Source organism: Streptomyces sp. CNQ329, assembly GCF_000482585.1.
Genome location: NZ_AXVU01000004.1, coordinates 232,957 through 257,047 on the forward strand (window position 1 = coordinate 232,957; position 24,091 = coordinate 257,047).

A 24,091-nucleotide genomic window follows, 5' to 3' on the forward strand; every position below is an offset into this window, starting at 1 on the left:
GGCACCGCTACGGAAGAGGAATATCCCCATGACCACTCCCGCCGACCGGATCCCCGCTTACCAGACCGGCACCTGGACCATCGACCCGGTGCACTCCGACGTCTCCTTCGTCGTCCGGCACCTGGGCGTCACGCGGGTCCGCGGCACTTTCGACCAGGTAGAGGGCACCATCGTGACCCACGAGGACCCGCTGCAGTCCGAGGTCAACGCGGTGATCAAGACCGCCTCGGTCAACACCCGCAACGACATGCGTGACGACCACGTGCGCACGCCGGACTTCCTGGACGTCGAGAACCACCCGGAGATGACGTTCCGGTCCACCGGCATCCGCGAGAAGGACGGCCTCTACCTGATCGACGGCGACCTGTCGCTGCGCGGCGTCACCCGCCCCGTGACCCTGGAGACCGAGGTCGGCGGCTTCGCACCGGGCCAGCAGGAGGGCAGCATGGTCGTCGGGTTCTCCGCGAGCACGGAGATCAGCCGCGGCGACTTCGGCGTCACCGGCGGCGCGGCCGGCGCCGCGGTGAGCGACAAGATCAAGATCACGCTGGACATCGAGGCGGGCCGTTCCTGAGCCCGCGCACACGACGGCGGGCGGCCGCCGGGCCGCCCGCCGTGCCCCCCACGGTGCGGGGCGGCCCGCGCCGGTGACGCCCACTCAGTCGCCGGCCAGGGAGTCGCCCCGCACCGTTCCCGTGCCGGGCAGCGCCTCGGCCGGGTCGGAGCCGTGCCGGACGGGGCGGTTGTCGCCGTCCACGAAGACGATCCGCGGCAGCAGCGCCTTCGCGTCCGCGTCGGCCACCGTCGCGTAACTGATGACGATCACCAGATCGCCGGGGCTGACCAGCCGGGCCGCCGCGCCGTTGATGCCGATCACACCGCTGCCCCGCGGGCCGGGGATGACGTAGGTGGTGAGCCGCGCGCCGTTGTCGATGTCGACGACGTCGACCTGCTCGCCGGCCAGCAGATCCGCGGCTTCCATGAGCCCTTCGTCGATGGTGACGGACCCGACGTAGTGCAGGTCGGCCTGCGTCACGGTGGCGCGGTGGATCTTGGACTTCAGCATCGTCCGGAACACTGTGCGGCCTCGCCTGCGGTCAGGGGGTACGGGAGCGACGTCAGGGTAACCGCGCCGCCGCGCCGCACCGGTCCCGCGGGTACCGAACTGTGAGCGACACCACCGCGGCCCGGTTCCGCGGCTTGGTGTTCAGCGGCCCCGTCCCGGCCGGGGGGCGGTCTCCGCCAGGTACCTCACGGTCCGGCTGACGTCCGACAGCGACAGGATCCCGGAGAGTCTGCCGTCCTCCGTCACCAGGACGCGGTTCTCGGGACCGGGCTCCATGCGGGGCAGCAGGTCGGCCAGGGAGTCGTCCGGGCCGACGACGACGAGCCGGGACAGCGGCACCATCACCTCGCCCACGGACACCGCCCCGCCGCCCTCCGGCCGGGCCTGCCGGGCGTCGCGCAGTGTCACCAGACCGACCGGCTCCCCGCTCGCGCCGGTCACGGGGAACGCGGCGTGCCGGTAGAACGGGTTGTCCAGCATGTGCGCGACGTCCAGGGACTCGGGCACGACGACCGGATCACGTGTCATGGCGTTCCGTACGGGAACACCGGTGAGCACGCCGCGCACCTGCGCCTGCCGCGCCTCGGCGGTCGCGGCCCCGATGAGGAACCAGCCGATCAGGGCCAGCCAGAGCCCGCCGAACCCGCCGCCTCTCAGAAACGCCACGAATCCCAGCACGATGAGCAGCAGGCCCAGGGCGCGTCCCGCGGCGGTGGCCCCGGCGGTCGCCCGCAGCCGGTCTCCGGTACGCCACCACAACAGCGCCCGCAGGAGCCTGCCGCCGTCCAGCGGCGCGGCCGGCAGGGAGTTGAAGACGGCGAGCAGCAGGTTGATGCCCGCCAGCCACGCAAGGACCTGCACCAGGAGTTCGGGCCCGGACCCCACGTGCACGAGCCAGGTGGCCAGGACGAAGAGCCCGCCCAGCACGAGGCTCACCAGGGGGCCGACACCGGCGATCCGCAGTTCCGCCCCGGGGCTCGACGCCTCCGACCTCAGCCGCGCCATCCCGCCCAGCAGCCAGAGCACGATGTCGTCGGCGGAGACGCCGTTGCGCCGGGCCACCACGGCGTGCGCCAGCTCGTGGGCGAGAAGGGAGCCGAAGAAGACCACGGCCGCGGCCAGGCCCGCGACCCAGTACAGCCCCCGGGCACGGCCCGGAACCGCGTCCGGGAGTTCGCCCTGCGCGAGGCCGACGGCGATGAGGGCGAAGATCAGGACCACGCTCCAGTGGACGCCGACGCGGATCCCGGCGATGCGCCCCAGCGTGAACGTCGCCCGCACAGCGTCACTCCTCCGCTCGCATCCGGCGCGGGACGGACCGGCGGGCCGCGGCCACCGGCCGCGCTCCCGGCCGTGGTCCCGCCTTCCGGCTCCGTCCTCGACGCTTCCAGTGAAGCCCGGTCCGGGCCCCGGCACGCTGCCGAACGGCCGCCACCTGGGCCATTCGGCGTAGCCGGCGCGGCGCCTGCTCCCCGGCGGGCCGGGAGCCGGCGCCCGCTCCGGACCCGCCCGCACACGGCGGACGCCTCTCGCGCACCCGGGCCCGCGCCGGGGGCGGAAACACGCAACGGCCCGCCGTGACTACCCCGTTCCGGACCGGCCCGCCACTCGCCGGGGCCCGATCCGGTGCTTCGTCCCGGCGCCCCGTGTCGCTGACCCGCCCGGGCACGGCCTCGTGAGACCAGTTGGTCATGAAATATGACAAATACCCCGCACGAGGGCCCTCCCGGCGCGCCGTGGTCTGCCTGGGCCTGCTGGGGGCGTATCAGGCCGCCCTCGCACCCGGCCTGCACACCCCCCGGCCGGGGGCGGCCGGCCGGGCGGGGACGACGGACGGCAAGCCCCCCGACCGCGCACCGCGGCGGCTGCGCCCGGCTGCCGGACGCACCGGCGCCGCGCCGATGACGACGTCCGGCGGCATGGCCCGTATCGCCGGCCCGACCCGGCCGGTCGCCGCCCGCGCCGCACCCCACACCACGCTCCGCGAGACCGGCAAGAAGATCGCGCTCACCTTCGACGACGGCCCGCACGCGACGCAGACACCGGAGATCCTGCGGATCCTGCGGCGCCACCGGGCGCGCGCGACGTTCTTCGTCATCGGCGAGAACATCCCCTGGAACCGCGACGTCCTGCGCCGGATCGCCGCCGACGGCCACGTCGTCGGCAACCACTCCTACACCCACCCGCAGCTCGACCTGATCAGCACCCCGCGGGTACGCGAGGAGCTGGAGCGGACCTGCGAGCTGGTGGCCAGGGAGCTGGGCACGCCGCCGCGGCTGGCGCGGGCGCCGTACGGGATGTGGCACCGGCCGAGCCTGGAGATCTGCGCGCAACTGCAGATGGAACCCTTCCAGTGGGACATCGACACCCTCGACTGGGCCGGCCGCGACCAGGCGTTCATCGAGGCGACCGTGCTCCGGCGGGCGCATCCGGGCGCGATCGTGCTGGCGCACGACGGCGGGGGCACCAGGTGGGCGACGGTGCGGGCACTGGAGTACTACCTGCCGCGCCTGCTGGACGAGGGATACAGACTGGTGACCCCGGCCTGACCCACGAGACGGTCGCCCGGGCCGCGGCGGGACCCGCAGCCGGGCCGGTCGTGGGTCTGGCGGGTAGAAAGCGCTTGCGGCATGCTGGTGTCCATGGCCGATCCCGCACTCCCGCCCCTCCCCGGCGGCGTCAGCGTCTCCCGGCTCCGCGTCTACGACTGGCAGGCCCCCGACGGCCTCCGCGGCGGCACCCCGCATCTGCACCTCGCCTGCACCGAGGCGTACGTCGTCCTCGGCGGCCACGGCGCCGTGCAGACCCTGACCGCCACCGGGTACGCCGAGACCGAGCTGGTCGAAGACGCCGTCGTCTGGTTCACTCCCGGCACCATCCACCGGCTCGTCAACGCCGACGGCCGCCTCGACATCCTCGTCGTCATGCAGAACGCCGGGCTGCCCGAGGCCGGCGACGCCGCCTTCCCCTTCCCGCCCGGCGTCCTGTACGACGACGACGCCTACGCCCGCGCCGCCGCCCTCGACCCGGCGGAGCCGGAGAAGTCCGCGCAGGCGCGCCGCGATCTGGCACTGGCCGGCTTCGCCGAGCTGACCGAAGCCGCACGGGCGGGCGACACGGAACCGCTGGCGGCGTTCCACGCACGGGCGGTGGAGCTGGTACGGCCGCACCTGGACGACTGGCGCCGGCGCTGGGAACAGGGCCCGGCAGCCGCCGCGGCGGCGACGGACGCGCACCTGGACGCGCTGCGCACGGACGGCGGCCACCTGCGGTCGGCGTCGGTCCAGCGGACAGGCGCGGCGGCACGGTTCGGGATGTGCGGCCGGCTGCAGGCGTGCGACCTGGACGGTGCGGTGACGGTCGGGACGTAGCGACGGGACACCGCCGCACCCCACGCGACACCGCCGCCCCCACCCTGGCGCCACCGAACCCCCACGCGGCGCCGCCGCGTCCCCGACGGCCGGAACCCGGGTGGCGCCCGCCCACACCGCGAGAAGAATGTCAGGTATGCACCGCTTCCTGGCCCCGCTCCTCGCCCTCCTCACCGCGCTCCTCACGGCCTCCCCGGCGCACGCCCAGGATCCCGTCGGCGACGCCGCCGAGGCGCTGCGCGAGCGCCCCGTCTTCGTCCACCCCCGGGTCCGGGGCCAGATGTCCGTCGCCCGCGCCAACGCGCTCGCCGCCCGGATCAAGGACGAGGGCCGCCCCGTCTTCGTCGCCGTGCTCCCCGCGGGCCCCGGCGTCGCCACCCGCGACGTGCTGCCGAACCTCCGCTCCCGTACCGGCATCGCCGGCGTCTACGCCGTCCGCCTCGGCGACGGCTTCGGCGCCGCCGCCGACTCCCGCGTGCTGTCCGGCCGGGCCGTCGACAACCTCCGCCGCGCCGCGATCAGTGCCCACCCGGGCGACACCACCGACCAGCTCGTCACCTTCGCCGACGACGCCGCCGGGCAGGCCGGCGGCAAGGCCCCCTCCGGCTGGAGCGACAGCACCGGCATCGGCGGGCCCGGGGCCCTCACTCTCGGCCTCGTGGTCCTGCTGCTCGCGGGCGGCGTCCTGTTCGTCCGGCAGCGCGGCAAGCGCCGCCGCGCGGAGCGGGCCGCGGCGGAGCTGGCGCGGCTGCGTACGGTCGTCGACGAGGACATCACGGCGTACGGCGAGGAGATGACCCGTATCGCCTTCGACCCCACCGACCCGGCCGCGGACGACGCGATGCACGAGGACTACCGGACGGCCCTCGACGCGTACGAGAAGGCCAAGTCCCGGATGGACGCGGCCGGTGCCCCCGGCGACGTGCGCGGGGTGACGGAGGCGCTGGAGGAGGGGCGGTTCGCGCTGACGACGCTTGAGGCGCGCCGCACCGGGGCGCCGCTCCCCGAGCGGCGCCCGCCGTGCTTCTTCGACCCCCGCCACGGCCCGTCGACCGCCGACGTGGAGTGGTCCCCGCCGGGCGCCGCGCCGCGCACGGTCCCGGCGTGCACGGCGGACGCGAACCTGCTGGCCGCCGGCGAGGAGCCGATGGCCCGCACGGTCGACACCGCCCGCGGCCCGCAGCCGTACTGGAACGCCGGCCCGGTGTACGCCCCCTGGGCGGGCGGCTACTTCGGCGGCGGACTCCTCCCGGGGCTGCTGGCGGGCACGATGCTGGGGCAGATCATGGCCGCCCCGGGCGGCTGGGCGGCGGCGGACGGCATGGGCGAGGGCGGGGACCACGCGGGCGCCGACTTCGACCCCGGCGACTTCGGCGGCGGCTTCGGCGGGGGCGACTACGGCAGAGGCGGAGGCTTCGGGGACGGCGGGGGCTTCGGCGACGGCGGTTTCGGCGGCTTCTGAGCGCGGCGGCACGGCCGGTACGTGACGGCCGCCGCTACTTCCCCGCCGTCTCCCGCCGCTTCCGCGCGCCCGCCGGGGCCGGTCCCCGTACCGCACCGGGCGCCTGCCACTCGGCGCTGCGCCGCGCCCGCCGCTTGGCGCGCTCGCTGGAGCCCAGTTGGTACGGCACCGACGTCACCATCACCCCCGGCGTGAAGTGCAGCCGCGCCTTCAGCCGCAGGGCGCTCTGGTTGTGCAGCAGGTGCTCGTACCAGTGCCCGACGACGTACTCCGGGATGTAGACACTGATCACCGAGTCCGGCTTCTCCCGGCGCAGCCGCTTGACGTACTCGATCAGCGGCCTGGTGATCTCGCGGTACGGCGACTCGATGACGGTCAGCGGCACGTCCAGCTCGCTGTCCACCCACTGCTGCCGCAGTTGCCTGGTCTCCTCGGCGTCGACGGCGATGGTCAGCGCCTCCAGCTTGTCGGAGCGTACGAGCTTCGCGTAGGCCAGCGCGCGCATCGTCGGGCGGTGCAACTGGGAGACGAGCACGATGGAGTGCACGTGCCCGGGGCGCGGCATCGCGTCCTCCTCCTCGCCCTCGGCGACCGCGACCTCCTGCGCGACCCGGTCGTAGTGCCGGCGGATGGCCGCCATCAGGGCGTAGAAGAAGAGCATGCCGGCCAGCGCGATCCACGCGCCGTGGCTGAACTTGGTGATCAGCACGACCACCAGCACCAGCGCGCAGAACACCGCGCCGAAGCCGTTCACCGCCCGCGACCGCAGAACGCGGCGGCGCTCGGCGGGCGCGTACTCGGTGGCCAGCACGCGGTTCCAGTGCCGGACCATGCCGGTCTGGCTGAAGGTGAAGGAGACGAAGACCCCGACGATGTAGAGCTGGATCAGCCGGGTGGAGTCGGCCTTGAAGGCGTAGACGAGGGCGCCGGCGAGCAGGGCCACGAAGAGGATGCCGTTGCTGAACGCCAGCCGGTCGCCGCGGGTGTGCAACTGACGCGGCAGGAAGCGGTCGTGGGCGAGGATCGAGCCGAGCACGGGGAAGCCGTTGTACGCGGTGTTGGCGGCCAGGAACAGCACCAGCGCGGTGGCCGCCGCCAGGACGACGAACGGCACCGAGCCGTCGCCGAAGACCGCCGCGCCGACCTGCGCGATCACCGGGTGCTGGACGAAGCCCGAGCCGACCGCCTCCCCCTGCCGCACCAGCTCCTCGGCGGGCCGCTCGGCCATCCGCACGTCGGTCCGGAGTGCGAGGACGATGATGCCGACGAACATGACGATCGCCAGCGTGCCCATCAGCGCCAGCGTCGTCGCGGCGTTGCGGCTCTTGGGTTTGCGGAAGGCCGGCACGCCGTTGCTGATCGCCTCGACACCGGTCAGCGCGGCGCAGCCGGAGGAGAAGGCCCGTAGCAGCAGGAAGACCAGGGCGAAGCCGGCGAGGCCGTCCGCGTGCTCGGTCCTGATCTCCAGATCGGCGGTGGGGGCGCGCATCGTGTCGCCGAGCACGAGACCGCGGAAGGCACCCCAGGCGATCATGATCAGGACACTGCCGACGAAGACGTAGGTGGGGATGGCGAAGAGGGTGCCCGACTCCTTCACGCCGCGCAGGTTCATGGTGGTCAGCAGGCCGATGATGACCAGCGCCCACAGCACCTTGTTCTCCGCGACGAACCCCAGGGCCGACCCCAGGTTCTCCACACCCGCGGAGACCGACACCGCGACGGTGAGCACGTAGTCCACGAGCAGGGCGCTGGCCACCACCTGGCCGGCGCGGCGGCCCAGGTTGGTGGTGGCGACCTCGTAGTCACCGCCGCCGCTGGGATAGGCGTGCACCGTCTTGCGGTACGAGGCGACGACGACCACCATCAGCACGACGATGGCCGCCGTGATCCAGGGGCTGTAGGTGTACGCGCCGGCGCCGGCCACCGACAGGACGATCAGCACCTCGCCCGGCGCGTACGCGACCGAGGACAGCGGGTCGGAGGCGAAGACCGGGAGCGCGACGCGCTTGGGGAGCAGCGTCTCGCCCAGCCGGTCGCTGCGAAGCGCGCGGCCGATCAGTATGCGCTTCGGCAGTTCGGTCAGCTTGGGCACGGGGCGATCGTAAGTGATCTGAAATACCGCTCTGGGCAGCGAAGTGCGCTTTGTCCGCGACGGCGCCCCCGTTTTGACGCAGCCCTAACGCCGGGCGTGCCGCCCGCGCTGCGGGCCGCCGTCGCCCCCGTCGGGGGCGGGGGCCCCCGGGCCGTCCGGGTGGCCGGCCGGCCGGTCCGCGGGCAGGGCCGTGTTCCTGGCGCGCCTGCGGGCGCGCAGGTACTCGATGGCGATCGGCAGCACCGACAGCAGCACGATGGCGATGAGGATCGCCTCGATGTTCTCGTGCACGAAGTCGATCTGCCCCAGAGCGGCACCCAGGAGAGTGACGCCCACGCCCCAGAGGATGCCGCCGATGACGTTGAAGATGACGAACTGCCGGTAGTTCATCCGGCTGACGCCGGCGATGATCGGGGTGAAGGTGCGCACGATCGGCACGAAACGGGCCAGCACCAGCGACTTCGGGCCGTGCTTCTCGAAGAACTCGTGCGCCTTCTGCACGTTCTCCTGTTTGAAGAGCCTGGAGTCCGGGCGGTTGAAGAGGGCCGGGCCCACCTTGCGGCCGAAGAGATAGCCGACCTGGTCGCCGGCGACGGCCGCGACGGCGACGAGCACGCACATCAGCCAGAGCGGGAAGTCGAGCACGTCCGAGGTGATCAGCAGGCCGGTGGTGAACAGCAGCGAGTCGCCCGGCAGGAAGAACCCGATGAGGAGCCCGGACTCGGCGAAGACGATCACGAGCACGCCGAGCACGCCGAACTTGTCGATCAGGAAGTCGGGATCCAGCCACCCCGGTCCGAGCGCGAGCGTGTTCATGGGATGGGGACTCCAGACATCCGGGACGGGCGGCAGGGAGAAGAGTGGGCCACCTACGGGGGAGAACGCAAGCCGGGGGCGCGCGGTTCCGGACGCGGTGAGTGACTAGACCTGCCGCTCCGGCCAGCCCAGCAGGCGGGCGCCCATGGCGGCGGTCTCCAGCGTGTAGCGGTGCAGGGAGTCCCCCACGTCGTAGCCGGTGAGGGTGTGTATCCGGTCCAGCCGGTACGACAGCGTCCGCACGCTGACGCCCAGCCGCCGGGCCGCCTCGGCGTTGACGTAACCGGCGTCCGCGCAGGTCTGCAGCGTGGCGAGCAGCGGCTCGGCGCCGCCGCGGGCCTGCGTCAGCGGGCCGAGGACGGTGCGTACCAGATCGGCCATCGCCGCCCGGTCGCGCAGCAGGACCGGGAAGACCAGCAGCTCCGCGGCCTGCAGCACCGGCTGCGTGAGGCCGAGCGCGGCGGCCATGTCGAGCGCGCCGAGGGCCTCCTCGTAGCTGCGTACGACGCCGCCGGGACCCGCGTGCTGGCGGCCCATGGCGACGCGGGTGGCGCTGGCGTACCCGCCGCCCGGCTCCAGGGCCACCTTCGCGAAGGTGTCGAGCAGCGCGCGCTCACTGCTGCCGGCGACGCAGACGAGCTGGCCCTCCTTGGTGGTCAGCAGCACGTCGCGCTCGCCGAACCGGCCCAGCAGCTCCCGCTCGATCCGCCGCACCAGGGGGTGCACGTCGGCGAAGGGCTCCTCACCGGCGGCGACCGCCACGGCGTGGGCCCGGGCCAGCCGCAGCCCGAAGCGCTCCGCCCGCTCGGCGAGCCGGCCGAGGTCGCTGCGGCCGTAGAGCAGGTCGTCGACGAACTCGCGGCGCTCGGCCTCCTCCTGCCGGACCGCGAGCCGCTGGGCGCGCTCGTGGCCCTCGCCGAGCGCCGCGACGGCCGCCTCGACGGCGGCCAGCACCGCGTCGCCGCTGCGGGCGCGGTCCGTGGCGCTCGCGGCCCTGGCCACGCCGGGCAGGGTGGTCCAGGTGCGGCGGGTCTCGGCGAGGTGGCTGCCGATCAGCTCGCGCAGGCTGCGGCCGGATTCGGCGGCCTGCTCGCCCAGCTCGCGCAGCGCGTCCAGTTCGGGGCGGCGCAGCAGCCTGCCGGTGGCGGACACGTCGGCCAGCAGCTCCGCATAGCCCACGAAGACGTCGGGGAGTGCCCCCGCCATGCGCGTTCGCGCCACCAACGCTCCCGGTTGCCGGATCCTGGATACGGGACGCCGCTGTCGCTGCCGGGTCCCGGAAATGTGGCGCCCAGGCTACGGCACGGGGCGGCGGGCGGGAAAGCGCCCCCGTACGGCTGCGGGGACGGCGGGAATCCGCTTCCCGCCGTCCCCGCCCGCCGGTGTGGGGGGGGCACCGCCCGGTCAGCCCGTCAGCTCGACCGCCTGCCGGACGGTCTCGGCCAGGTCGCCCACCGCCGGGTCCTCGGTCTCGGCGGCCAGGTCCTCGGCGTGACCGGCGAGCTCGCCGACCGTGGGTGCCCCGGGCAGCGGCGCGTACGTCCCCCCGGCGGTGCCGCCGGCCTCGCCCTTCTCCTTGCCGTCCGTGCGCGGCTCGGGGGTGGTGCCGGCGCCGGAGCCGCCCCGCAGGGCGTCGGCGAAGTAGGCGGCCAGCGCGGTGAGCTGCAGCCGGGGCGGGGCCGCGCCCCACAGGTCGCCGGTCAGGGCGGCCGCGTCGACGGTGCTGGACTCCTCGTGCGGGGCGCGGGTGTCGGGGTCGAGCCAGCGCACGGTGGCCGTCGCGACGCCGCCCGAGGCGCCCTCGGCGAGCCGGACGGCGTACAGCGCGGTGACGGTGTGGCCGGGGCCGACCTCGCCGCCGTCGACCGCGTCGTTGCGGAAGTCCTCGTCGGCCACCTGGCGGTTGTCGTAGCCGATCAGCCGGAATTCGGAGACGGTGTCCGGGTCGAAGACGACCTGCGCCTTGGCGTCGCGGGCGCGCAGGTCGACGTTGCGCGGCAGGTCATCGACGAAGACCTTGCGGGCCTCCTCGGTGTCGGAGACATAGGTGGTGTGGCCGTCGCCCTGGTTGGTCAGCCGCTCCATCAGCGCGTCGCCGTACTCGCTGCCGACCCCGACGCCGAAGAGGGTGATGCCGTAGTCCTCCCGGGCCGCGGCGATGCGGTCGAGGATCGCGTCGGCGTCGGTGGCGCCGGTGTTGGCCAGGGCGTCGGAGAGGAGCACGACGCGGTTGGTGGCGCCCTTGCGGTGGCCGTCGACCGCCTCGTCGTAGCCGCGGGCCATGCCGGCCTCGACGTTGGTGCTCTCGGTGGGCTGCAACTCCTCGACCGCGTCGTGGATGCGGTCCTCCGCACCGCCGACCTCCGTCATGGGCAGCACGGTACGGGCCTCGTCGCTGAACGCGACGAGCGCCAGCGCGTCGTCGTCGCGCAGCTCGTCCGCCGCGGTGTGCAGGGCCTCCCGTACGAGGCTGAGCCGGCCGGGCTCCGCCATCGAGCCGGAGACGTCCACGACGAAGGTCAGCGCGGCGGGCCGGCGCTTCCGCGTGCCGTGCTCGTTGCTCTCCGGGCGGGTCGCCAGCCCCACGCGCATCAGCGACCAGCCGTCGTCCGCCGGCCGTGCGCCGTCGGTGGTGACGGAGAAGCCGTCGTCCTCGGGCGGGGCGTAGTCCTGGCGGAAGCTGTTGATGAACTCCTCGTGCCGGACGGTGTCCGGCTGCGGCAGCGAACCGTCGCCGATGGTGCGGCGGGCGTAGCTGTAGGAGGCGGTGTCCACGTCGAGTGCGAAGGTGGAGACCATGTCGGGCTCGGGTGCGAAGGAGTCCGCCCGCTCCTTGCCCGCGGCCTCCGGAGCGGCGTCGTGCGCGCCGTCCGGTGCTGCCGGGGCGGGGGCCGCCCCGGCCGGCGGTGGCGCGGCCCCGCCGCCTACGTCCTGCGAAACCTGCTTCTTGTCCGTCTCGTCCCCGCCCCCGCTGCAGCCCGTCAGCAGCAGCGGCACCGTGACCAGTCCTGCCAGTCCCGTGAGCACCGCGCGTCTCATCGCGCCCCTCCCTCGTGCCGTCCTTGTCGGGACTGTGACGAAGGAGGGGGCGATTCGGTGCCGTTACTCCGTCGACCGCTCGGTCGGCTCGCGGATTCCGGCCCGGGGCATCAGTGACACGGCATCAGCTCCTCGCACACACGACGGTTGATGGTGGAGGCGGTGCGGAACACCGGAACCGTCCGGATCCCGGTGCCGCAGACAAGTCGCACCGTTACCCGCAAAGTACCCCGCGACCGCACGATCTGCCTCCCCAACGCCGCTGCCCGTCTCAGCGGGATGTCGGGAAGCCCAGGTCGACGCCGCCGTCCTCGGGGTCGGGCCAGCGGGTGGTGACGACCTTCGCCCGGGTGTAGAAGCGGACGCCGTCCTCGCCGTAGATGTGGTGGTCGCCGAAGAGGGAGTCCTTCCACCCGCCGAAGGAGTGGTAGCCCACGGGCACGGGGATCGGCACGTTCACGCCGACCATCCCGGCCGTGGCCTCCAGTTGGAAGCGCCGGGCGGCGCCGCCGTCGCGGGTGAAGATGGCGGTGCCGTTCCCCCACGGGGAGCCGTTGACGAGCCGCACGCCCTCCTCGTATGTGTCGGCCCGCACCACGCACAGCACCGGCCCGAAGATCTCGTCCCGGTAGGCGTCGGACTCCACCGGAACGCGGTCCAGCAGGCTGACCCCGATCCAGTGACCGTCCTCGCGGCCGGGGACGGTGTAGCCCGTGCCGTCCACGACCACCTCGGCGCCCTGTGCCGCCGCACCCCGCACGTACCCGGCGACCTTGTCGCGGTGCGCGCGGGTGATGAGCGGGCCCATCTCCGAGTCGGGGTCGTCGCCGGGGCCGATACGGACCTTGCGCGCCCGTTCGGCGATCTTCGCCACCAGCTCGTCTCCGCTGCCGCCGACCGCGACCACCGCGGAGACCGCCATACAGCGCTCCCCCGCCGAGCCGTACGCCGCCGAGACCGCGGCGTCCGCGGCCGCGTCCAGATCGGCGTCGGGCAGCACCAGCATGTGGTTCTTCGCCCCGCCGAGCGCCTGGACGCGCTTGCCGTGGGAGGTGCCGGTGGTGAAGACGTACCGGGCGATCGGGGTGGAGCCGACGAAGCTGAGCGCGGCGACGTCGGGGTGCTCCAGCAGCCGGTCGACGGCCTCCTTGTCGCCGTGGACGACGTTGAACACGCCCTCCGGCAGCCCCGCCTCGGCCAGCAGCTCCGCGAGGAGCCCGGCCGCCGACGGGTCCTTCTCGCTCGGCTTGAGCACGAAGGTGTTGCCGCAGGCGATGGCCAGCGGGAACATCCACATCGGCACCATCGCGGGGAAGTTGAACGGCGTGATGCCCGCGACCACGCCGACGGGCTGCCGGATCGAGGCGACGTCGATACGGGTGGAGACCTGTGTGGACAGCTCTCCCTTGAGCAACTGCGGGATGCCGCAGGCGACCTCGACGATCTCCAGCCCGCGGGCCACCTCACCGAGGGCGTCGGAGTGCACCTTGCCGTGCTCGGCGGTGATCAGCCGGGCGACGTCCTCGCGGCGGGCGGCGAGCAGTTCACGGAAGCGGAACAGCACGGCGGTGCGCCGCGCGAGCGACGACACGCTCCACTCCGCGAACGCCTCCCGGGCGGCGGCGACGGCGGCGTCCACCTCGGCGGCGGAGGCGAACGCGACCTCGGCGGCCTGCGCCCCGGTGGCGGGGTCGTAGACCGGTCCCGACCGTCCCGAGGCGCCCTCGACTGCCTTGCCGCCGATCCAGTGGCCGATGGTCTTCATGGGCAATCCCTTCGTCCAGCAACGGTCTCGGTCTAACCGCCGCCGAGGAGCCGTGTCAATCGTGCGTGGATCACGCCGCGTGCGTGTCCCGTCACCAATGTCACGGTTGCGTCGGGTCCCCACCACATCTGCTCGACAGCGCCCGGCGGTGGTCGCCGGGGCGGCTCGGCGGGGACAGGGTCACCGGTCACGGGGCGCTGCCCCGGCGCCCCGCCGGGAGGTACAGAGATGACGGACAGCCTGTGGTCGTACAAGGAGATCGCGGCCCACATCGGCGTGCAGACCCAGACCGTGCGGTCCTACCGGAAGCACGGAATGCTGCCGGCGCCCGACGTCGTCGAGCACGGCAAGCCTTACTGGTACCCGGACACGGTGCGCTGCTGGGTCGCCCAGCGGCCCAGCAGCCGCGGCCGTCGCGGTCACCGGTGACGGCGTCCCCGCGGGCCGGCCGAGGCCACGGCCGGCCCGCATGCGGCGCCTCCCCTCCCCCGGTCGGGAGGCGCCGCACGTCCGCGGGGGAGGGCCCCGCACGACCGCCCCCGCGATCGTGCGGGCCCCCGTTCCCCGCCGGTATCAAAGACCCCCGGCAAGCGCGAGGTCGCCGGATATCTCCGCCGGCGGATACTCCCGGCCCGGCGCCCAGGCCACGGCCCGCCCGCCGGGGCGCACCCCGACCGGGCCGTGCTCACCGCGGACCTCCGACGCGGGGCCGGCGAAGGCCCCGCCGGCGCGCGGCCCGTCCCCGGCGGTGCGCGTGGCGAGAAGCGCCTCGCCGCCGCCTTCGGACCGCAGCCCGGCGGCAGCGGACGTCTCGCCCTCCCCGGCGCGGTCCGCACTCTCCGCCGGGCCGGGCCCCGTCTTCCGGCCGGCCCTGGGGCTCGCCGTGACGAACCGCCTCCAGCGGCCCGCCACGGCGGTTCCCCCCTGTGCCCCCCAGGCCATCGGTCCCCCCTTGTGGCACAGCGCAATAGAATGAGACGCGAGCCGAAATGCGAGTCCCCGCTCACGTTCCCATAGAATGCGAGCGAGCGCTCGCCTTTGTCAATGCCCATTCGGAGGCTGTGGATAGCCGTGTCGAACCCAGCACCGGCCGCCGGCGGGCGCCCCCCCGCCGGCCGGCCGCAACGTCGCAGGCAGGCGCGCGGCGAGCGGCGAGCGCAGCAGTTGCTCGACGCCGCGGACGCCGTCTTCGCCCGCAGCGGATACGCCGCCGCGTCCACGAACGCCATCGCCCGCGAGGCCGGCGCCTCCCCCGGCACGCTGTACCAGTTCTTTCCGAACAAGGCGGCGCTGGCCGTCGAGTTGGGCCGCCGCTACAACCATATGCTCCACGAGACGAACAAAGGGGCCTTCACGCCCGCGAACGCAGCGCTGCCGCTCGCCGCGATGCTCGACGCCACCGTCGACCCGCTGATCGACTTCTGCACCGCCAACCCCGGCTTCGTGGTGCTGCTGCGGAGCACGGACGCCCCGGACCTGGTCGCAGAGGAGCACGAAGCGGCGCACACGGTGATCGCGGCCGCCGTGGAGGCCATGCTCACCTTCCGCGCCCCGGACTTGTCGCCCACCGAGGTCGCCCGCTCCACCACCATGGCGTTCGGCATCTTCAAGGCGGGCCTGGAGCTGATCATGGCCGCCGGGGAGGGCGACCGGGACGCGTACCGCTCGGAGATCAAGCGGGCGCTGTTCGGCTACCTCGCCCCCGTCGTCGGCGCCGACGCCATACCCTGGCGGACCGACACCCCCGGCGCACCCACCGCGTGAGCGGCGGAGGGGATGGAAAATAATACCCCTAGGGGGTATAGTCTGAGGCGGGCGGCAGGACACGACTGCGCCCCCGTCGACAAGGGAGACTCCCATGAGCGCCCAGACCTCCGTCACCACCGTCTACCAGGTCTCCGGCATGACCTGCGGTCACTGCGAAGGTGCCGTGAGCGCCGAGCTCTCCGCTCTCGACGGCGTCTCCGCGGCCAGGGCCGTGGCCGCCACCGGCGAGGTCACCGTCACCTCCACCGCCCCGCTCGACGAGGAGAAGGTGCGCGCCGCGGTCGACGAGGCCGGATACGAGCTCGTCGGCAGGGCCTGATCCGCCCGGCCCGCGAACGCCGCCTCCGTCCGCGCCGCACGGGAGGCGGCATCGGCGCGTACACCTGTTGCCCTCGAAAAGTGACTTAGATCACATCGATCCAGGGGTAACCATCCGCGCCGGTCGCGTGTCTACTCGGGTGACGTCGACACCCGGCGGAGTCGGCGTGCACGAGGCCGGGACGGCACGTGCGAGGAGCATTGAGCGGCCCCTCCCGCGGCGGTGTCCCGGCGGTACGAAGGCGCCCGGCCCTTACCGGGGCCGGGAGAGCGAAGCGCCCCGTCGACTGATCCGTGGGGGGATCGCAGACGGGGCGCCTTCGCGTTCTTGCGCGTGGCCGTGGGCGTGCGGGTTGCCGGCGGCTCAGCGCTCCTCGACCGGGACGAAGTCCCGCAGCACCTCACCGGTGTAGATCTGCCGGGGACGGCCGATGCGGGAGCCCGGCTCCTTGATCATCTCGTGCCACTGGGCGACCCAGCCCGGCAGCCGCCCGAGCGCGAAGAGCACCGTGAACATCTCGGTCGGGAAGCCCATCGCGCGGTAGATCAGGCCGGTGTAGAAGTCGACGTTCGGGTACAGCTTGCGCTCGACGAAGTAGTCGTCGGCGAGCGCGTGCTCCTCCAGCTTCAGGGCGATGTCCAGCAGCTCGTCGGACTTGCCCAGTGCGGAGAGGACGTCGTGCGCCGCCGCCTTGATGATCTTCGCCCGGGGGTCGAAGTTCTTGTAGACGCGGTGCCCGAAGCCCATGAGCTTCACGCCGTCTTCCTTGTTCTTCACCTTGCGGATGAAGGTGTCGACGTCGCCGCCCGTGGCCTGGATGCCCTCCAGCATCTCCAGCACGCTCTGGTTGGCGCCGCCGTGCAGGGGCCCCCACAGCGCGCTGATGCCCGCCGAGATGGAGGCGAACAGGTTGGCCTGCGAGGAGCCGACCAGCCGCACGGTGGAGGTCGAACAGTTCTGCTCGTGGTCCGCGTGCAGGATCAGCAGCTTGTCGAGCGCGCTGACCACGACCGGGTCCAGGTCGTACTCCGCGGCCGGCACCGAGAAGGTCATGCGCAGGAAGTTCTCGACGTACCCGAGGTCGTTGCGCGGGTAGACCACCGGATGGCCGACGGACTTCTTGTACGCGTACGCCGCGATCGTCGGCAGCTTGGCCAGCAGCCGGATCGTCGACAGGTGCCGCTGCTGCTCGTCGAACGGATTGTGGCTGTCCTGGTAGAAGGTCGACAGCGCGCTGACCACGGAGGACAGCATCGCCATCGGGTGTGCGTCCCGCGGGAAGCCGTCGTAGAAGCGCTTGACGTCCTCGTGCAGGAGGGTGTGGCGGGTGATCTCGCCCTTGAACACCGACAGCTCGTCGACGGTGGGCAGCTCACCGTTGATCAGCAGGTACGCGACTTCCAAGAACGTGCTGCGCTCGGCAAGCTGCTCGATGGGGTAGCCGCGGTAGCGCAGGATTCCCTGCTCGCCGTCCAGATAGGTGATGGCCGACTTGTACGCCGCGGTGTTGCCGTAGCCGCTGTCCAGGGTCACCAGCCCGGTCTGGGAGCGCAGCTTTCCGATGTCGACGCCGGTGTCACCGACGGTGCTGTCGACGATCGGGAAGGTGTACTCGCCGTCGCCGTACCGAAGTACTGCAGATTTGTCGCTCACTCTGTCCTCACCCGACGTATCGTGCCTCTTCTTTGAGGTGTGCTTGAGGTGCCCTGACTACCCTCCAGCTTCCCCCATGCGGAGCTGTTCCGTGCACTCGGGGTCGGCTGCCGGACCAACATACGGCACTGCGTGCCACATACGGACCATCGTGCCCTGTCCGAGCGCGTTAGGGGAGACCCCCTCGGCCACGCAGCCGATGGTCCAGCGCCGTACAACGCCGGCCTGCGGAAACGGTACGCACCGCCTGCCCCAGGGCCTTACGCGAGCCGACCAGCACGACCAGCTTCCTGGCCCGGGTGACGGCCGTGTACAACAGGTTCCGCTGCAGCATCATCCAGGCGCCGGTGGTGACGGGGATCACCACCGCCGGATACTCACTTCCCTGCGAACGGTGGATGGTGACCGCGTACGCGTGCGTCAGCTCGTCCAGCTCGTCGAAGTCGTACGGCACTTCTTCATCTTCGTCCGTGAGCACCGTCAGCCGCTGCTCGACCGCGTCCAGGGAGGTGACGACCCCGACGGTGCCGTTGAAGACGCCGTTGCGCCCCTTCTCGTAGTTGTTCCGAATCTGCGTGACCTTGTCGCCCACGCGGAACGTACGGCCGCCGAAGCGCTTCTCGGCGACCCCCGGCCGGCCGGGGGTGACGGCCTCCTGGAGCAGGCCGTTGAGCACGCCGGCGCCCGCGGGGCCGCGGTGCATGGGCGCGAGGACCTGCACGTCCCGGCGCGGGTCGAGCCCGAACTTGGCCGGAATGCGACGGGCCGCGACGTCCACCGTGAGCCGGCCCGCGGCCTCCGTGTCGTCCTCGGCGAAGAGGAAGAAGTCGGTGAGGCCCTGGGTGAGGGGCGGGACCCCGGAGTTGATGCGGTGCGCGTTCGTCACCACGCCGGACTGCCGGGCCTGGCGGAAGATACGGGTCAGCCGGACCGCGGGCACCGGCCCGCCGTCGGCCAGCAGGTCGCGCAGCACCTCCCCGGCGCCGACGGACGGCAGTTGGTCGACGTCGCCGACGAGCAGCAGGTGCGCCCCCGGCGGCACCGCCTTGGCCAGCTTGTTCGCCAGCAGCAGGTCGAGCATCGAGGCTTCGTCGACGACGACCAGGTCGGCGTCGAGCGGCCGGTCCCGGTCGTACGCGGCGTCGCCGCCCGGCTTCAGCTCCAGCAGCCGGTGGACCGTGGATGCCTCCGCTCCGGTCAGCTCCGCCAGCCGCTTGGCCGCGCGGCCCGTGGGCGCCGCCATCACCACTTTCGCCTGCTTGGCCCTGGCCAGCTCCACGATCGAGCGAACGGTGAAGGACTTGCCGCATCCCGGACCCCCGGTCAGCACGGCGACCTTCTCCGTCAGCGCCAGCCGGACCGCCTGCTCCTGCTCGGGCGCCAGCTCGGCGCCGGTGCGACCGCCGAGCCAGGTCAGCGCCCGGCTCCAGTCGACGCCCCGGAAGCCGGGCATGCGGTCGCGGTCGGTGCGCAGCAGACGCAGCAACTGGGCGGCCAGGGAGACCTCCGCGCGGTGGAACGGCACGAGATAGACCCCCTGCACGTCCTCCTCCCCGGCGGGTCCGGGAACCGTCTCCCGGACGACGCCCTCCTCCTTCACCAGCTCGTCCAGGCAGTCGATGACCAGGCCCGTGTCGACTTGCAGCAGCTTGACCGCCCCGGTGATGAGCTGCTGCTCCGGCAGGAAGCAGTTGCCCTGGTCGGAGGACTGCGAGAGCGCGTACTGCAGGCCCGCCTTGACCCGCTCCGGGCTGTCGTGCGGGATGCCGACGGAGCGCGCGATGCGGTCGGCGGTGAGGAAGCCGATGCCCCAGACGTCGGCCGCGAGCCGGTAGGGCTGGTTCTTCACCACGGAGATGGAGGCGTCCCCGTACGCCTTGTAGATCCGAACGGCGATGGACGTGGAGACACCGACGCCCTGGAGGAAGAGCATGACCTCCTTGATGGCCTTCTGCTCCTCCCAGGCGGTGCCGATCAGCTTCGTCCGCTTGGGGCCGAGGCCGGGGACCTCGATGAGCCGGGCGGGATCCTCCTCGATGACGTCGAGCGTGGTGACGCCGAAGTGGTCGACGATGCGCTCGGCGATGCGCGGGCCGATGCCCTTGATCAGCCCGGAGCCGAGATAGCGGCGGATGCCCTGGACGGTCGCGGGGAGGACCGTCGTGTAGTTCTCCACGGTGAACTGTTTGCCGTACTGCGGGTGGGAACCCCAGCGGCCCTCCATGCGCAGCGACTCACCCGGCTGGGCGCCGAGCAAGGCGCCGACCACGGTGAGCAGATCCCCGCCGCCGCGGCCGGTGTCGACGCGGGCGACCGTGTACCCGTTGTCCTCATTGGCGTACGTGATCCGTTCGAGGACTCCCTCGACCACCGCCAGTTGCGTCATGGGAACGACGCTATCGCCGGGCCCCGACATCGCGCGGCCGGGTGTCGACGGCCGGCGGTTGCGGACGGCTTGCGCCCTCGCCTCCGGCGGGCGCAGCGAGGGGGCCCGGCCCTTGCGGGCCGGGCCCCTCGCGTCCCCCTCCACTAGGCTCCCCCACCCCCCTGGTACTCCCCCCGGGAAGCCCGATGCCCTATACGACCCCGATCGAGGGCGAAGGGTTGCACGGGCTTCGGCGCTTTATCGATCTGTAATCCGAGGTGCCGACATCGGTGATCGGTCGTAACGTTTCGGGCATGAAGGGCAAAACCATACACAAAGCTGTCCTGGACGACCTCGGTCCGGAGCAGTTGCACCACATCGCCGACGAGCTGGGCACCGGCAGCCGCGGCGCGAAGCGGGTCGTCGGCGAGACGGTCGCCGCCCTCACCGGCTCGCTCGCCGAGGAAGCCTCCTCCCCGCACGGGGCGCACGAGGTCGAGCAGGCGCTCGACGAGGCCCAGGGGGCGGCGCCCGCGGGCGCCGGCGCGGGCGTGCGGCCGGTGAAGGGCTCGTCCGGCCTCGTCGGCGCCGCACCGTTCACCGGGGGTGCGTTCGGCGGCGGGATGCTCGCGACCATCGTCGGCAGGACGAGCATGCCCGTGGCCCGCGCGGTCTCGCAGCGGACGGGCATCCCGATGGCGCAGGTGTCCCGGGCGCTGAAGATCCTCACGCCGGTCGCGATGACCGCCGTCTCCCGGACCGCGAAGAACCGCAACGTCCGGGCGGAAGGGCTGTCCGAGATGCTTGCGGAGGAGCAGCAGGCGGCCCGCAGGCCGGGAGGTGCGCTCGGCGCGCTGGCGCGGCTGTTCGGCGGCGGGCAGTCCTACGGCGGCGGGCGCCACCGGGCCTGACGGCACGGCCGGGACCGGCCCGTACGCGACGAGGCCCCGCGACCCGCCGCCGGGACGCACGGCACGCCGGCGGGTCGCTCAGCGCACGACCAGCCGCTCGTACCGTTCGACGATCTCCGCCAGCACCTCCGTCCCGTCGCGCGCCCACAGTGCCGGGTTGAAGATCTCGACCTCGACGAAGCCCTCATACCCCGCTTCGTCCACCCGTTCGCGGAACCAGCGCAGGTCGACGCTCCCGTCGCCCAGTTGACCCCGCCCCAGCAGAACTCCCTCCGGCAGCGGCGTCACCCAGTCGGCCAACTGGAAGGCCGCGATCCGGCCGGACTCCCCCGCGCGCGTGATCTGCGCCGCGACGGTGTCGTCCCACCACAGGTGGTACGTGTCCACGACCACGCCGACCCGGTCCGCGGGGAAACGCTCGGCCAGGTCCAGCGACTGGGCCAGCGTGGAGACCACGCACCGGTCGGCGGCGTACATCGGATGGAGCGGCTCGATCGCCAGCCGCACGGAGCGCTCCGCCGCGTACGGCGCGAGGACGCTCAGCGCGTCCGCGATCCGCTCCCGCGCGCCGTACAGATCGCGACTGCCCGCCGGCAGACCGCCGGAGACGAGCACGAGCGTGTCCGTGCCGAGCGTGGCGGCCTCGTCGATGGCGCGGCGGTTGTCGTCGAGGGCGGCGGCGCGCTCACCCGGGTCGCCGGTGGTGAAGAAGCCGCCGCGGCACAGGCTCGTCACCGTCAGCCCCGCGTCGCGGAAGAGCTCGGCCGCGGCCTCCACCCCGAACTCCTGGACGGGCGCGCGCCACAGCCCCACGCCGCGCACCCCGGCCGCGGTGCAGCCGTCCGCGAGGTCGGGGAGCGACCACTGCCTGATGGTCTCCTGGTTGAGGCTGAGGCGGGCCGGCGCGCCGGCGGGCTGTCCGGTGCTCACAGGGCGACTCCGTGGACGGCGAGAAAGGAGGTCATGCGCTGCGCGGCGAGCTGCGGGTCGGGGAACAGGCCGAGACGGTCGGCCAGTTCGTACACGCGCGCGAGATGCGGCAGGGAACGTGCCGACTGCTGCCCGCCGACCATCGTGAAGTGGCTCTGGTGACCGCCGAGCCACGCCAGGAACACGACACCCGTCTTGTAGAAGCGCGTCGGGGCCCGGAAGAGGTGACGGGCGAGCGGCACGGTCGGGTCCAGGACCTTGCGGAAGCCGGCCGCGTCGCCGGTGTCGAGGGTCCGCACCGCCTCGGCGGCCAGCGGAGCGAGCGGGTCGAAGACGCCGAGGAGCGCATGACTGAATCCCTGCTCGTCACCCTCGATCAGCTCCGGGTAGTGGAAGTCGTCGCCGGTGTAGCAGCGCACCCCCCGGGGCAGCCTGCGGCGCAGGTCCACTTCCCGGGAGGCGTCGAGGAGGGAGACCTTGACGCCGTCGACCTTGTCCGGGTGCTGGGCGATGACGTCGAGGAAGGTGTCCGTGGCGGCGTCGAGGTCGGAGCTGCCCCAGTAGCCGGCGAGCGCGGGGTCGAACATGTCGCCCAGCCAGTGCAGGATCACCGGCTCGCGCGCCTGGCGCAGCAGCGCGCCGTACGTCTCCACGTAGTCCGCGGGTCCGCGGGCGCACGCCGCCAGCGCGCGGGAGGCCATGAGTATCGCCTGCGCACCGGCCTCTTCGACGAGGGCGAGCTGCTCCTCGTACGCGGCCCGCACACCGGCGAGGCCGGCACCCCGGGGCGCGAGCTGGTCGGTGCCGGCGCCGCAGGCGACGCGGCCGCCGCAGGCCCGCGCCTCGGCGGCGGAGCGGCGGATCAGCTCGGCGGCGCGGGGCCAGTCCAGGCCCATGCCGCGCTGCGCGGTGTCCATGGCCTCGGCGACGGCGAGGCCGTGCGACCACAGGTGGCGGCGGAAGGCGAGGGTGGCGTCCCAGTCGACCGCGGCGGGGCTGTCCGGGTCGCCGGGATCGGCGTCGGCGTACGGGTCGGCGACGACGTGCGCGGCGGCGAAGACCGTGCGGCAGGAGGGGAGCGGACCGCCGGCCGTGAGCGCCGGAGCGGGCTCCGCGCGCGGTTCGTACGGCTCCAGTACGCCCCCCGGCCCGGGCAGCGGGATCGTCGTCATCGCGCCAGCTCCGGCACCTCGACGCGCCGCCCCTCCGCGGCGGCCTTGAGGCCCAGCTCGGCGAGCTGCACCCCGCGCGCGCCGGCGAACAGATCCCAGTGGTACGGCTCGTCGAGCAGCAGGTGCCGCAGGAACAGCTCCCACTGGGCCCGGAAGCCGTTGGGGAACCCGGCCGGACCGGCGTTGTCGGGGACGTCCTGCCACTGGTCGCGGAAGGGCTCGGAGACGGGCAGATCCGGGTTCCACACCGGCTTCGGGGTCGCCGCCCGGTGCTGGACGCGGCAGCCGCGCAGGCCCGCGACGGCGGAGCCCTCGGTGCCGTCGACCTGGAACTCGACCAGTTCGTCGCGGTGGACGCGGACCGTCCAGGAGGAGTTGATCTGCGCCACGACGGGGCCGCCGGGCGCGGCCAGTTCGAAGATGCCGTACGCGGCGTCGTCCGCGGTCGCCTCGTACGCCTCGCCGGACTCGTCCCAGCGGCGCGGCACGTGCGTGGTGACGTGCGCCTGCACGCTGCGCACCGGGCCGAACAGCTCGTGCAGGATGTACTCCCAGTGCGGGAACATGTCCAGCACCATCCCGCCGCCGTCCTGCGCGCGGTAGTTCCAGGAAGGCCGCTGGGCGGGCTGCCAGTCGCCTTCGAAGACCCAGTAGCCGAATTCGCCGCGGACGGAGAGGATGCGGCCGAAGAAGCCGCCGTCGATGAGGCGCTTGAGTTTCAGCAGACCCGGCAGGAAGAGCTTGTCCTGCACCACGCCGTGCTTGACGCCGGCGTCCTGCGCCATCCGGGCGAGTTCGAGGGCGGAGGAGGCGGAGGCGGCGGTCGGCTTCTCCACGTAGATGTGCTTGCCCGCGGCGACGGCCTTCTTCACCGCTTCCTCGCGGGCGGAGGTGACCTGGGCGTCGAAGTACAGCTCGACGGAGTCGTCCGCGAGCACGGCGTCGAGGTCGGTGGTGTACTCCGGCAGGTCGTGCCGGCGGGCGATGTCCTCCAGAGCGTGCTCCCTGCGGCCCACCAGAACCGGCTCGGGCCACAGCACGTCGCCGCCGCCGAGGTCCAGCCCGCCTTCCTCGCGCATGGCAAGAATCGAACGGACGAGGTGCTGGCGATACCCCATTCGCCCGGTGACGCCGTTCATGGCGATACGGAGCGTCCTACGTGGCATCTGGTCTCCCATAGTAAGCGCTTTCTGCCCCGGGAGAAAGTTATCCCCGCCCGGCCTGCAGCGCAAGAGCCCGACCGGGTACGGACAAAGGTGTGCACACTCCTGCCACTCTCGCGACGCGGACGGCGCGACGTGCAAGACTTCCGCTCACAGTTCGACCGGCGAACGGCGCCGGCCGGGGCCCGCACGGGCCCCGG

21 protein-coding genes are annotated in these 24,091 nt (G+C 73.0%); 8 read left to right on the plus strand and 13 right to left on the minus strand.

Annotated elements, in window-relative coordinates:
• The first annotated feature begins 28 nt into the window (after window positions 1–28).
• A complete protein-coding gene (locus I003_RS0103525; protein WP_027770230.1) occupies window positions 29–574 on the plus strand; it encodes a YceI family protein in 546 nt (181 codons plus the stop codon).
• Between the two features lie 84 nt (window positions 575–658).
• On the opposite strand, the gene panD is transcribed toward I003_RS0103525, so the two are convergent.
• Window positions 659–1,078, minus strand: a complete 420-nt coding sequence (gene panD / locus I003_RS0103530; RefSeq protein ID WP_027770231.1) for an aspartate 1-decarboxylase — start codon at window positions 1,076–1,078, stop codon at window positions 659–661.
• Window positions 1,079–1,207: 129 nt separating this feature from the next.
• Entirely contained in the window at window positions 1,208–2,347 is a 1,140-nt protein-coding gene (locus I003_RS0103535) for a site-2 protease family protein (RefSeq protein ID WP_027770232.1), read from the minus strand.
• A 410-nt stretch (window positions 2,348–2,757) separates the two neighbouring features.
• On the opposite strand from I003_RS0103535, the gene I003_RS0103540 reads away from it, so the two are divergent.
• From I003_RS0103540 to I003_RS0103550, 3 genes are all read left to right on the plus strand, one after another.
• Window positions 2,758–3,615: a polysaccharide deacetylase family protein gene (locus tag I003_RS0103540; RefSeq protein ID WP_486584072.1), complete on the plus strand. Its 858-nt coding sequence runs from the start codon at window positions 2,758–2,760 to the stop codon at window positions 3,613–3,615.
• Window positions 3,616–3,696: 81 nt separating this feature from the next.
• Window positions 3,697–4,437, plus strand: coding sequence for a cupin (locus I003_RS0103545; RefSeq protein ID WP_027770234.1), 741 nt, complete (start codon window positions 3,697–3,699; stop codon window positions 4,435–4,437).
• Window positions 4,438–4,573: 136 nt separating this feature from the next.
• Window positions 4,574–5,899, plus strand: coding sequence for a hypothetical protein (locus I003_RS0103550; RefSeq protein ID WP_027770235.1), 1,326 nt, complete (start codon window positions 4,574–4,576; stop codon window positions 5,897–5,899).
• Between the two features lie 34 nt (window positions 5,900–5,933).
• Here the strand turns inward: I003_RS0103550 and I003_RS0103555 are convergent, their stop codons facing one another.
• The 5 genes from I003_RS0103555 to I003_RS0103575 all read right to left on the minus strand — a co-directional run bounded on the left by I003_RS0103555 (window position 5,934) and on the right by I003_RS0103575 (window position 13,611).
• Complete coding sequence (locus I003_RS0103555; protein WP_027770236.1) at window positions 5,934–7,991, minus strand: APC family permease; 2,058 nt, start codon at window positions 7,989–7,991, stop codon at window positions 5,934–5,936.
• Between the two features lie 84 nt (window positions 7,992–8,075).
• Window positions 8,076–8,807 (minus strand): VTT domain-containing protein, encoded by a 732-nt coding sequence (locus I003_RS0103560; protein ID WP_027770237.1) that lies wholly within the window; start codon window positions 8,805–8,807, stop codon window positions 8,076–8,078.
• A 105-nt stretch (window positions 8,808–8,912) separates the two neighbouring features.
• Window positions 8,913–10,013, minus strand: coding sequence for a helix-turn-helix domain-containing protein (locus tag I003_RS0103565; protein WP_037719961.1), 1,101 nt, complete (start codon window positions 10,011–10,013; stop codon window positions 8,913–8,915).
• A gap of 198 nt (window positions 10,014–10,211) precedes the next feature.
• Entirely contained in the window at window positions 10,212–11,846 is a 1,635-nt protein-coding gene (locus tag I003_RS0103570; protein WP_037719962.1) for a YfbK domain-containing protein, read from the minus strand.
• 271 nt (window positions 11,847–12,117) lie between these two features.
• A complete protein-coding gene (locus I003_RS0103575) occupies window positions 12,118–13,611 on the minus strand; it encodes a CoA-acylating methylmalonate-semialdehyde dehydrogenase (RefSeq protein ID WP_027770240.1) in 1,494 nt (497 codons plus the stop codon).
• A 228-nt stretch (window positions 13,612–13,839) separates the two neighbouring features.
• Between I003_RS0103575 and I003_RS0103580 the strand changes: the two genes are divergently transcribed.
• Window positions 13,840–14,040, plus strand: a complete 201-nt coding sequence (locus tag I003_RS0103580; protein ID WP_027770241.1) for a MerR family transcriptional regulator — start codon at window positions 13,840–13,842, stop codon at window positions 14,038–14,040.
• Between the two features lie 144 nt (window positions 14,041–14,184).
• On the opposite strand, the gene I003_RS0103585 is transcribed toward I003_RS0103580, so the two are convergent.
• On the minus strand, window positions 14,185–14,553 hold the full coding sequence (locus I003_RS0103585; protein WP_158688934.1) for a hypothetical protein: 369 nt from the start codon (window positions 14,551–14,553) through the stop codon (window positions 14,185–14,187).
• Between the two features lie 129 nt (window positions 14,554–14,682).
• On the opposite strand from I003_RS0103585, the gene I003_RS0103590 reads away from it, so the two are divergent.
• Both I003_RS0103590 and I003_RS0103595 read left to right on the plus strand, forming a co-directional pair.
• On the plus strand, window positions 14,683–15,375 hold the full coding sequence (locus tag I003_RS0103590) for a TetR family transcriptional regulator (RefSeq protein WP_051368073.1): 693 nt from the start codon (window positions 14,683–14,685) through the stop codon (window positions 15,373–15,375).
• Window positions 15,376–15,469: 94 nt separating this feature from the next.
• Window positions 15,470–15,697 carry a heavy-metal-associated domain-containing protein gene (locus tag I003_RS0103595; protein ID WP_027770244.1) on the plus strand — a complete coding sequence of 76 codons (228 nt, stop codon included), beginning with the start codon at window positions 15,470–15,472 and terminating at the stop codon, window positions 15,695–15,697.
• A gap of 363 nt (window positions 15,698–16,060) precedes the next feature.
• Here the strand turns inward: I003_RS0103595 and I003_RS0103600 are convergent, their stop codons facing one another.
• Window positions 16,061–17,350 carry a citrate synthase gene (locus I003_RS0103600; protein WP_027770245.1) on the minus strand — a complete coding sequence of 430 codons (1,290 nt, stop codon included), beginning with the start codon at window positions 17,348–17,350 and terminating at the stop codon, window positions 16,061–16,063.
• A 169-nt stretch (window positions 17,351–17,519) separates the two neighbouring features.
• Window positions 17,520–19,736 (minus strand): SF1B family DNA helicase RecD2, encoded by a 2,217-nt coding sequence (recD2, locus tag I003_RS0103605; RefSeq protein ID WP_027770246.1) that lies wholly within the window; start codon window positions 19,734–19,736, stop codon window positions 17,520–17,522.
• A 293-nt stretch (window positions 19,737–20,029) separates the two neighbouring features.
• On the opposite strand from recD2, the gene I003_RS0103610 reads away from it, so the two are divergent.
• Window positions 20,030–20,626 (plus strand): DUF937 domain-containing protein, encoded by a 597-nt coding sequence (locus tag I003_RS0103610; protein ID WP_078563701.1) that lies wholly within the window; start codon window positions 20,030–20,032, stop codon window positions 20,624–20,626.
• Window positions 20,627–20,704: 78 nt separating this feature from the next.
• Here I003_RS0103610 and I003_RS0103615 read toward each other — a convergent pair whose 3' ends face one another.
• Genes I003_RS0103615 through I003_RS0103625 form a run of 3 tightly spaced genes read right to left on the minus strand, consistent with a single transcriptional unit; the run spans window position 20,705 to window position 23,894 of the window.
• Window positions 20,705–21,556, minus strand: coding sequence for a sugar phosphate isomerase/epimerase family protein (locus tag I003_RS0103615; protein WP_027770248.1), 852 nt, complete (start codon window positions 21,554–21,556; stop codon window positions 20,705–20,707).
• The gene (locus I003_RS0103620) at window positions 21,553–22,728 is read right to left on the minus strand and encodes a dihydrodipicolinate synthase family protein (protein WP_027770249.1); all 1,176 of its coding nucleotides are present in this window, start codon (window positions 22,726–22,728) and stop codon (window positions 21,553–21,555) included. Before I003_RS0103620 ends, I003_RS0103615 begins: the two co-directional genes overlap by 4 nt.
• Complete coding sequence (locus tag I003_RS0103625; protein WP_027770250.1) at window positions 22,725–23,894, minus strand: Gfo/Idh/MocA family protein; 1,170 nt, start codon at window positions 23,892–23,894, stop codon at window positions 22,725–22,727. The genes I003_RS0103620 and I003_RS0103625 overlap by 4 nt, the downstream gene beginning before the upstream one ends.
• Window positions 23,895–24,091 lie beyond the last annotated feature (197 nt).

Coding starts and splice junctions, on each gene's coding strand:
- I003_RS0103585 (WP_158688934.1), bottom strand. CDS start 14,553: ATGGCCTGGGGGGCACAGGGGGGAACCGCCGTGGCGGGCCGCTGGAGG.
- I003_RS0103545 (WP_027770234.1), top strand. CDS start 3,697: ATGCTGGTGTCCATGGCCGATCCCGCACTCCCGCCCCTCCCCGGCGGC.
- I003_RS0103625 (WP_027770250.1), bottom strand. CDS start 23,894: ATGCCACGTAGGACGCTCCGTATCGCCATGAACGGCGTCACCGGGCGA.
- I003_RS0103565 (WP_037719961.1), bottom strand. CDS start 10,013: ATGGCGGGGGCACTCCCCGACGTCTTCGTGGGCTATGCGGAGCTGCTG.
- I003_RS0103595 (WP_027770244.1), top strand. CDS start 15,470: ATGAGCGCCCAGACCTCCGTCACCACCGTCTACCAGGTCTCCGGCATG.
- I003_RS0103580 (WP_027770241.1), top strand. CDS start 13,840: ATGACGGACAGCCTGTGGTCGTACAAGGAGATCGCGGCCCACATCGGC.
- I003_RS0103575 (WP_027770240.1), bottom strand. CDS start 13,611: ATGAAGACCATCGGCCACTGGATCGGCGGCAAGGCAGTCGAGGGCGCC.
- I003_RS0103610 (WP_078563701.1), top strand. CDS start 20,030: ATGAAGGGCAAAACCATACACAAAGCTGTCCTGGACGACCTCGGTCCG.
- recD2 (WP_027770246.1), bottom strand. CDS start 19,736: ATGACGCAACTGGCGGTGGTCGAGGGAGTCCTCGAACGGATCACGTAC.
- I003_RS0103550 (WP_027770235.1), top strand. CDS start 4,574: ATGCACCGCTTCCTGGCCCCGCTCCTCGCCCTCCTCACCGCGCTCCTC.
- I003_RS0103560 (WP_027770237.1), bottom strand. CDS start 8,807: ATGAACACGCTCGCGCTCGGACCGGGGTGGCTGGATCCCGACTTCCTG.
- I003_RS0103570 (WP_037719962.1), bottom strand. CDS start 11,846: ATGAGACGCGCGGTGCTCACGGGACTGGCAGGACTGGTCACGGTGCCG.
- I003_RS0103540 (WP_486584072.1), top strand. CDS start 2,758: ATGAAATATGACAAATACCCCGCACGAGGGCCCTCCCGGCGCGCCGTG.
- I003_RS0103620 (WP_027770249.1), bottom strand. CDS start 22,728: ATGACGACGATCCCGCTGCCCGGGCCGGGGGGCGTACTGGAGCCGTAC.
- I003_RS0103525 (WP_027770230.1), top strand. CDS start 29: ATGACCACTCCCGCCGACCGGATCCCCGCTTACCAGACCGGCACCTGG.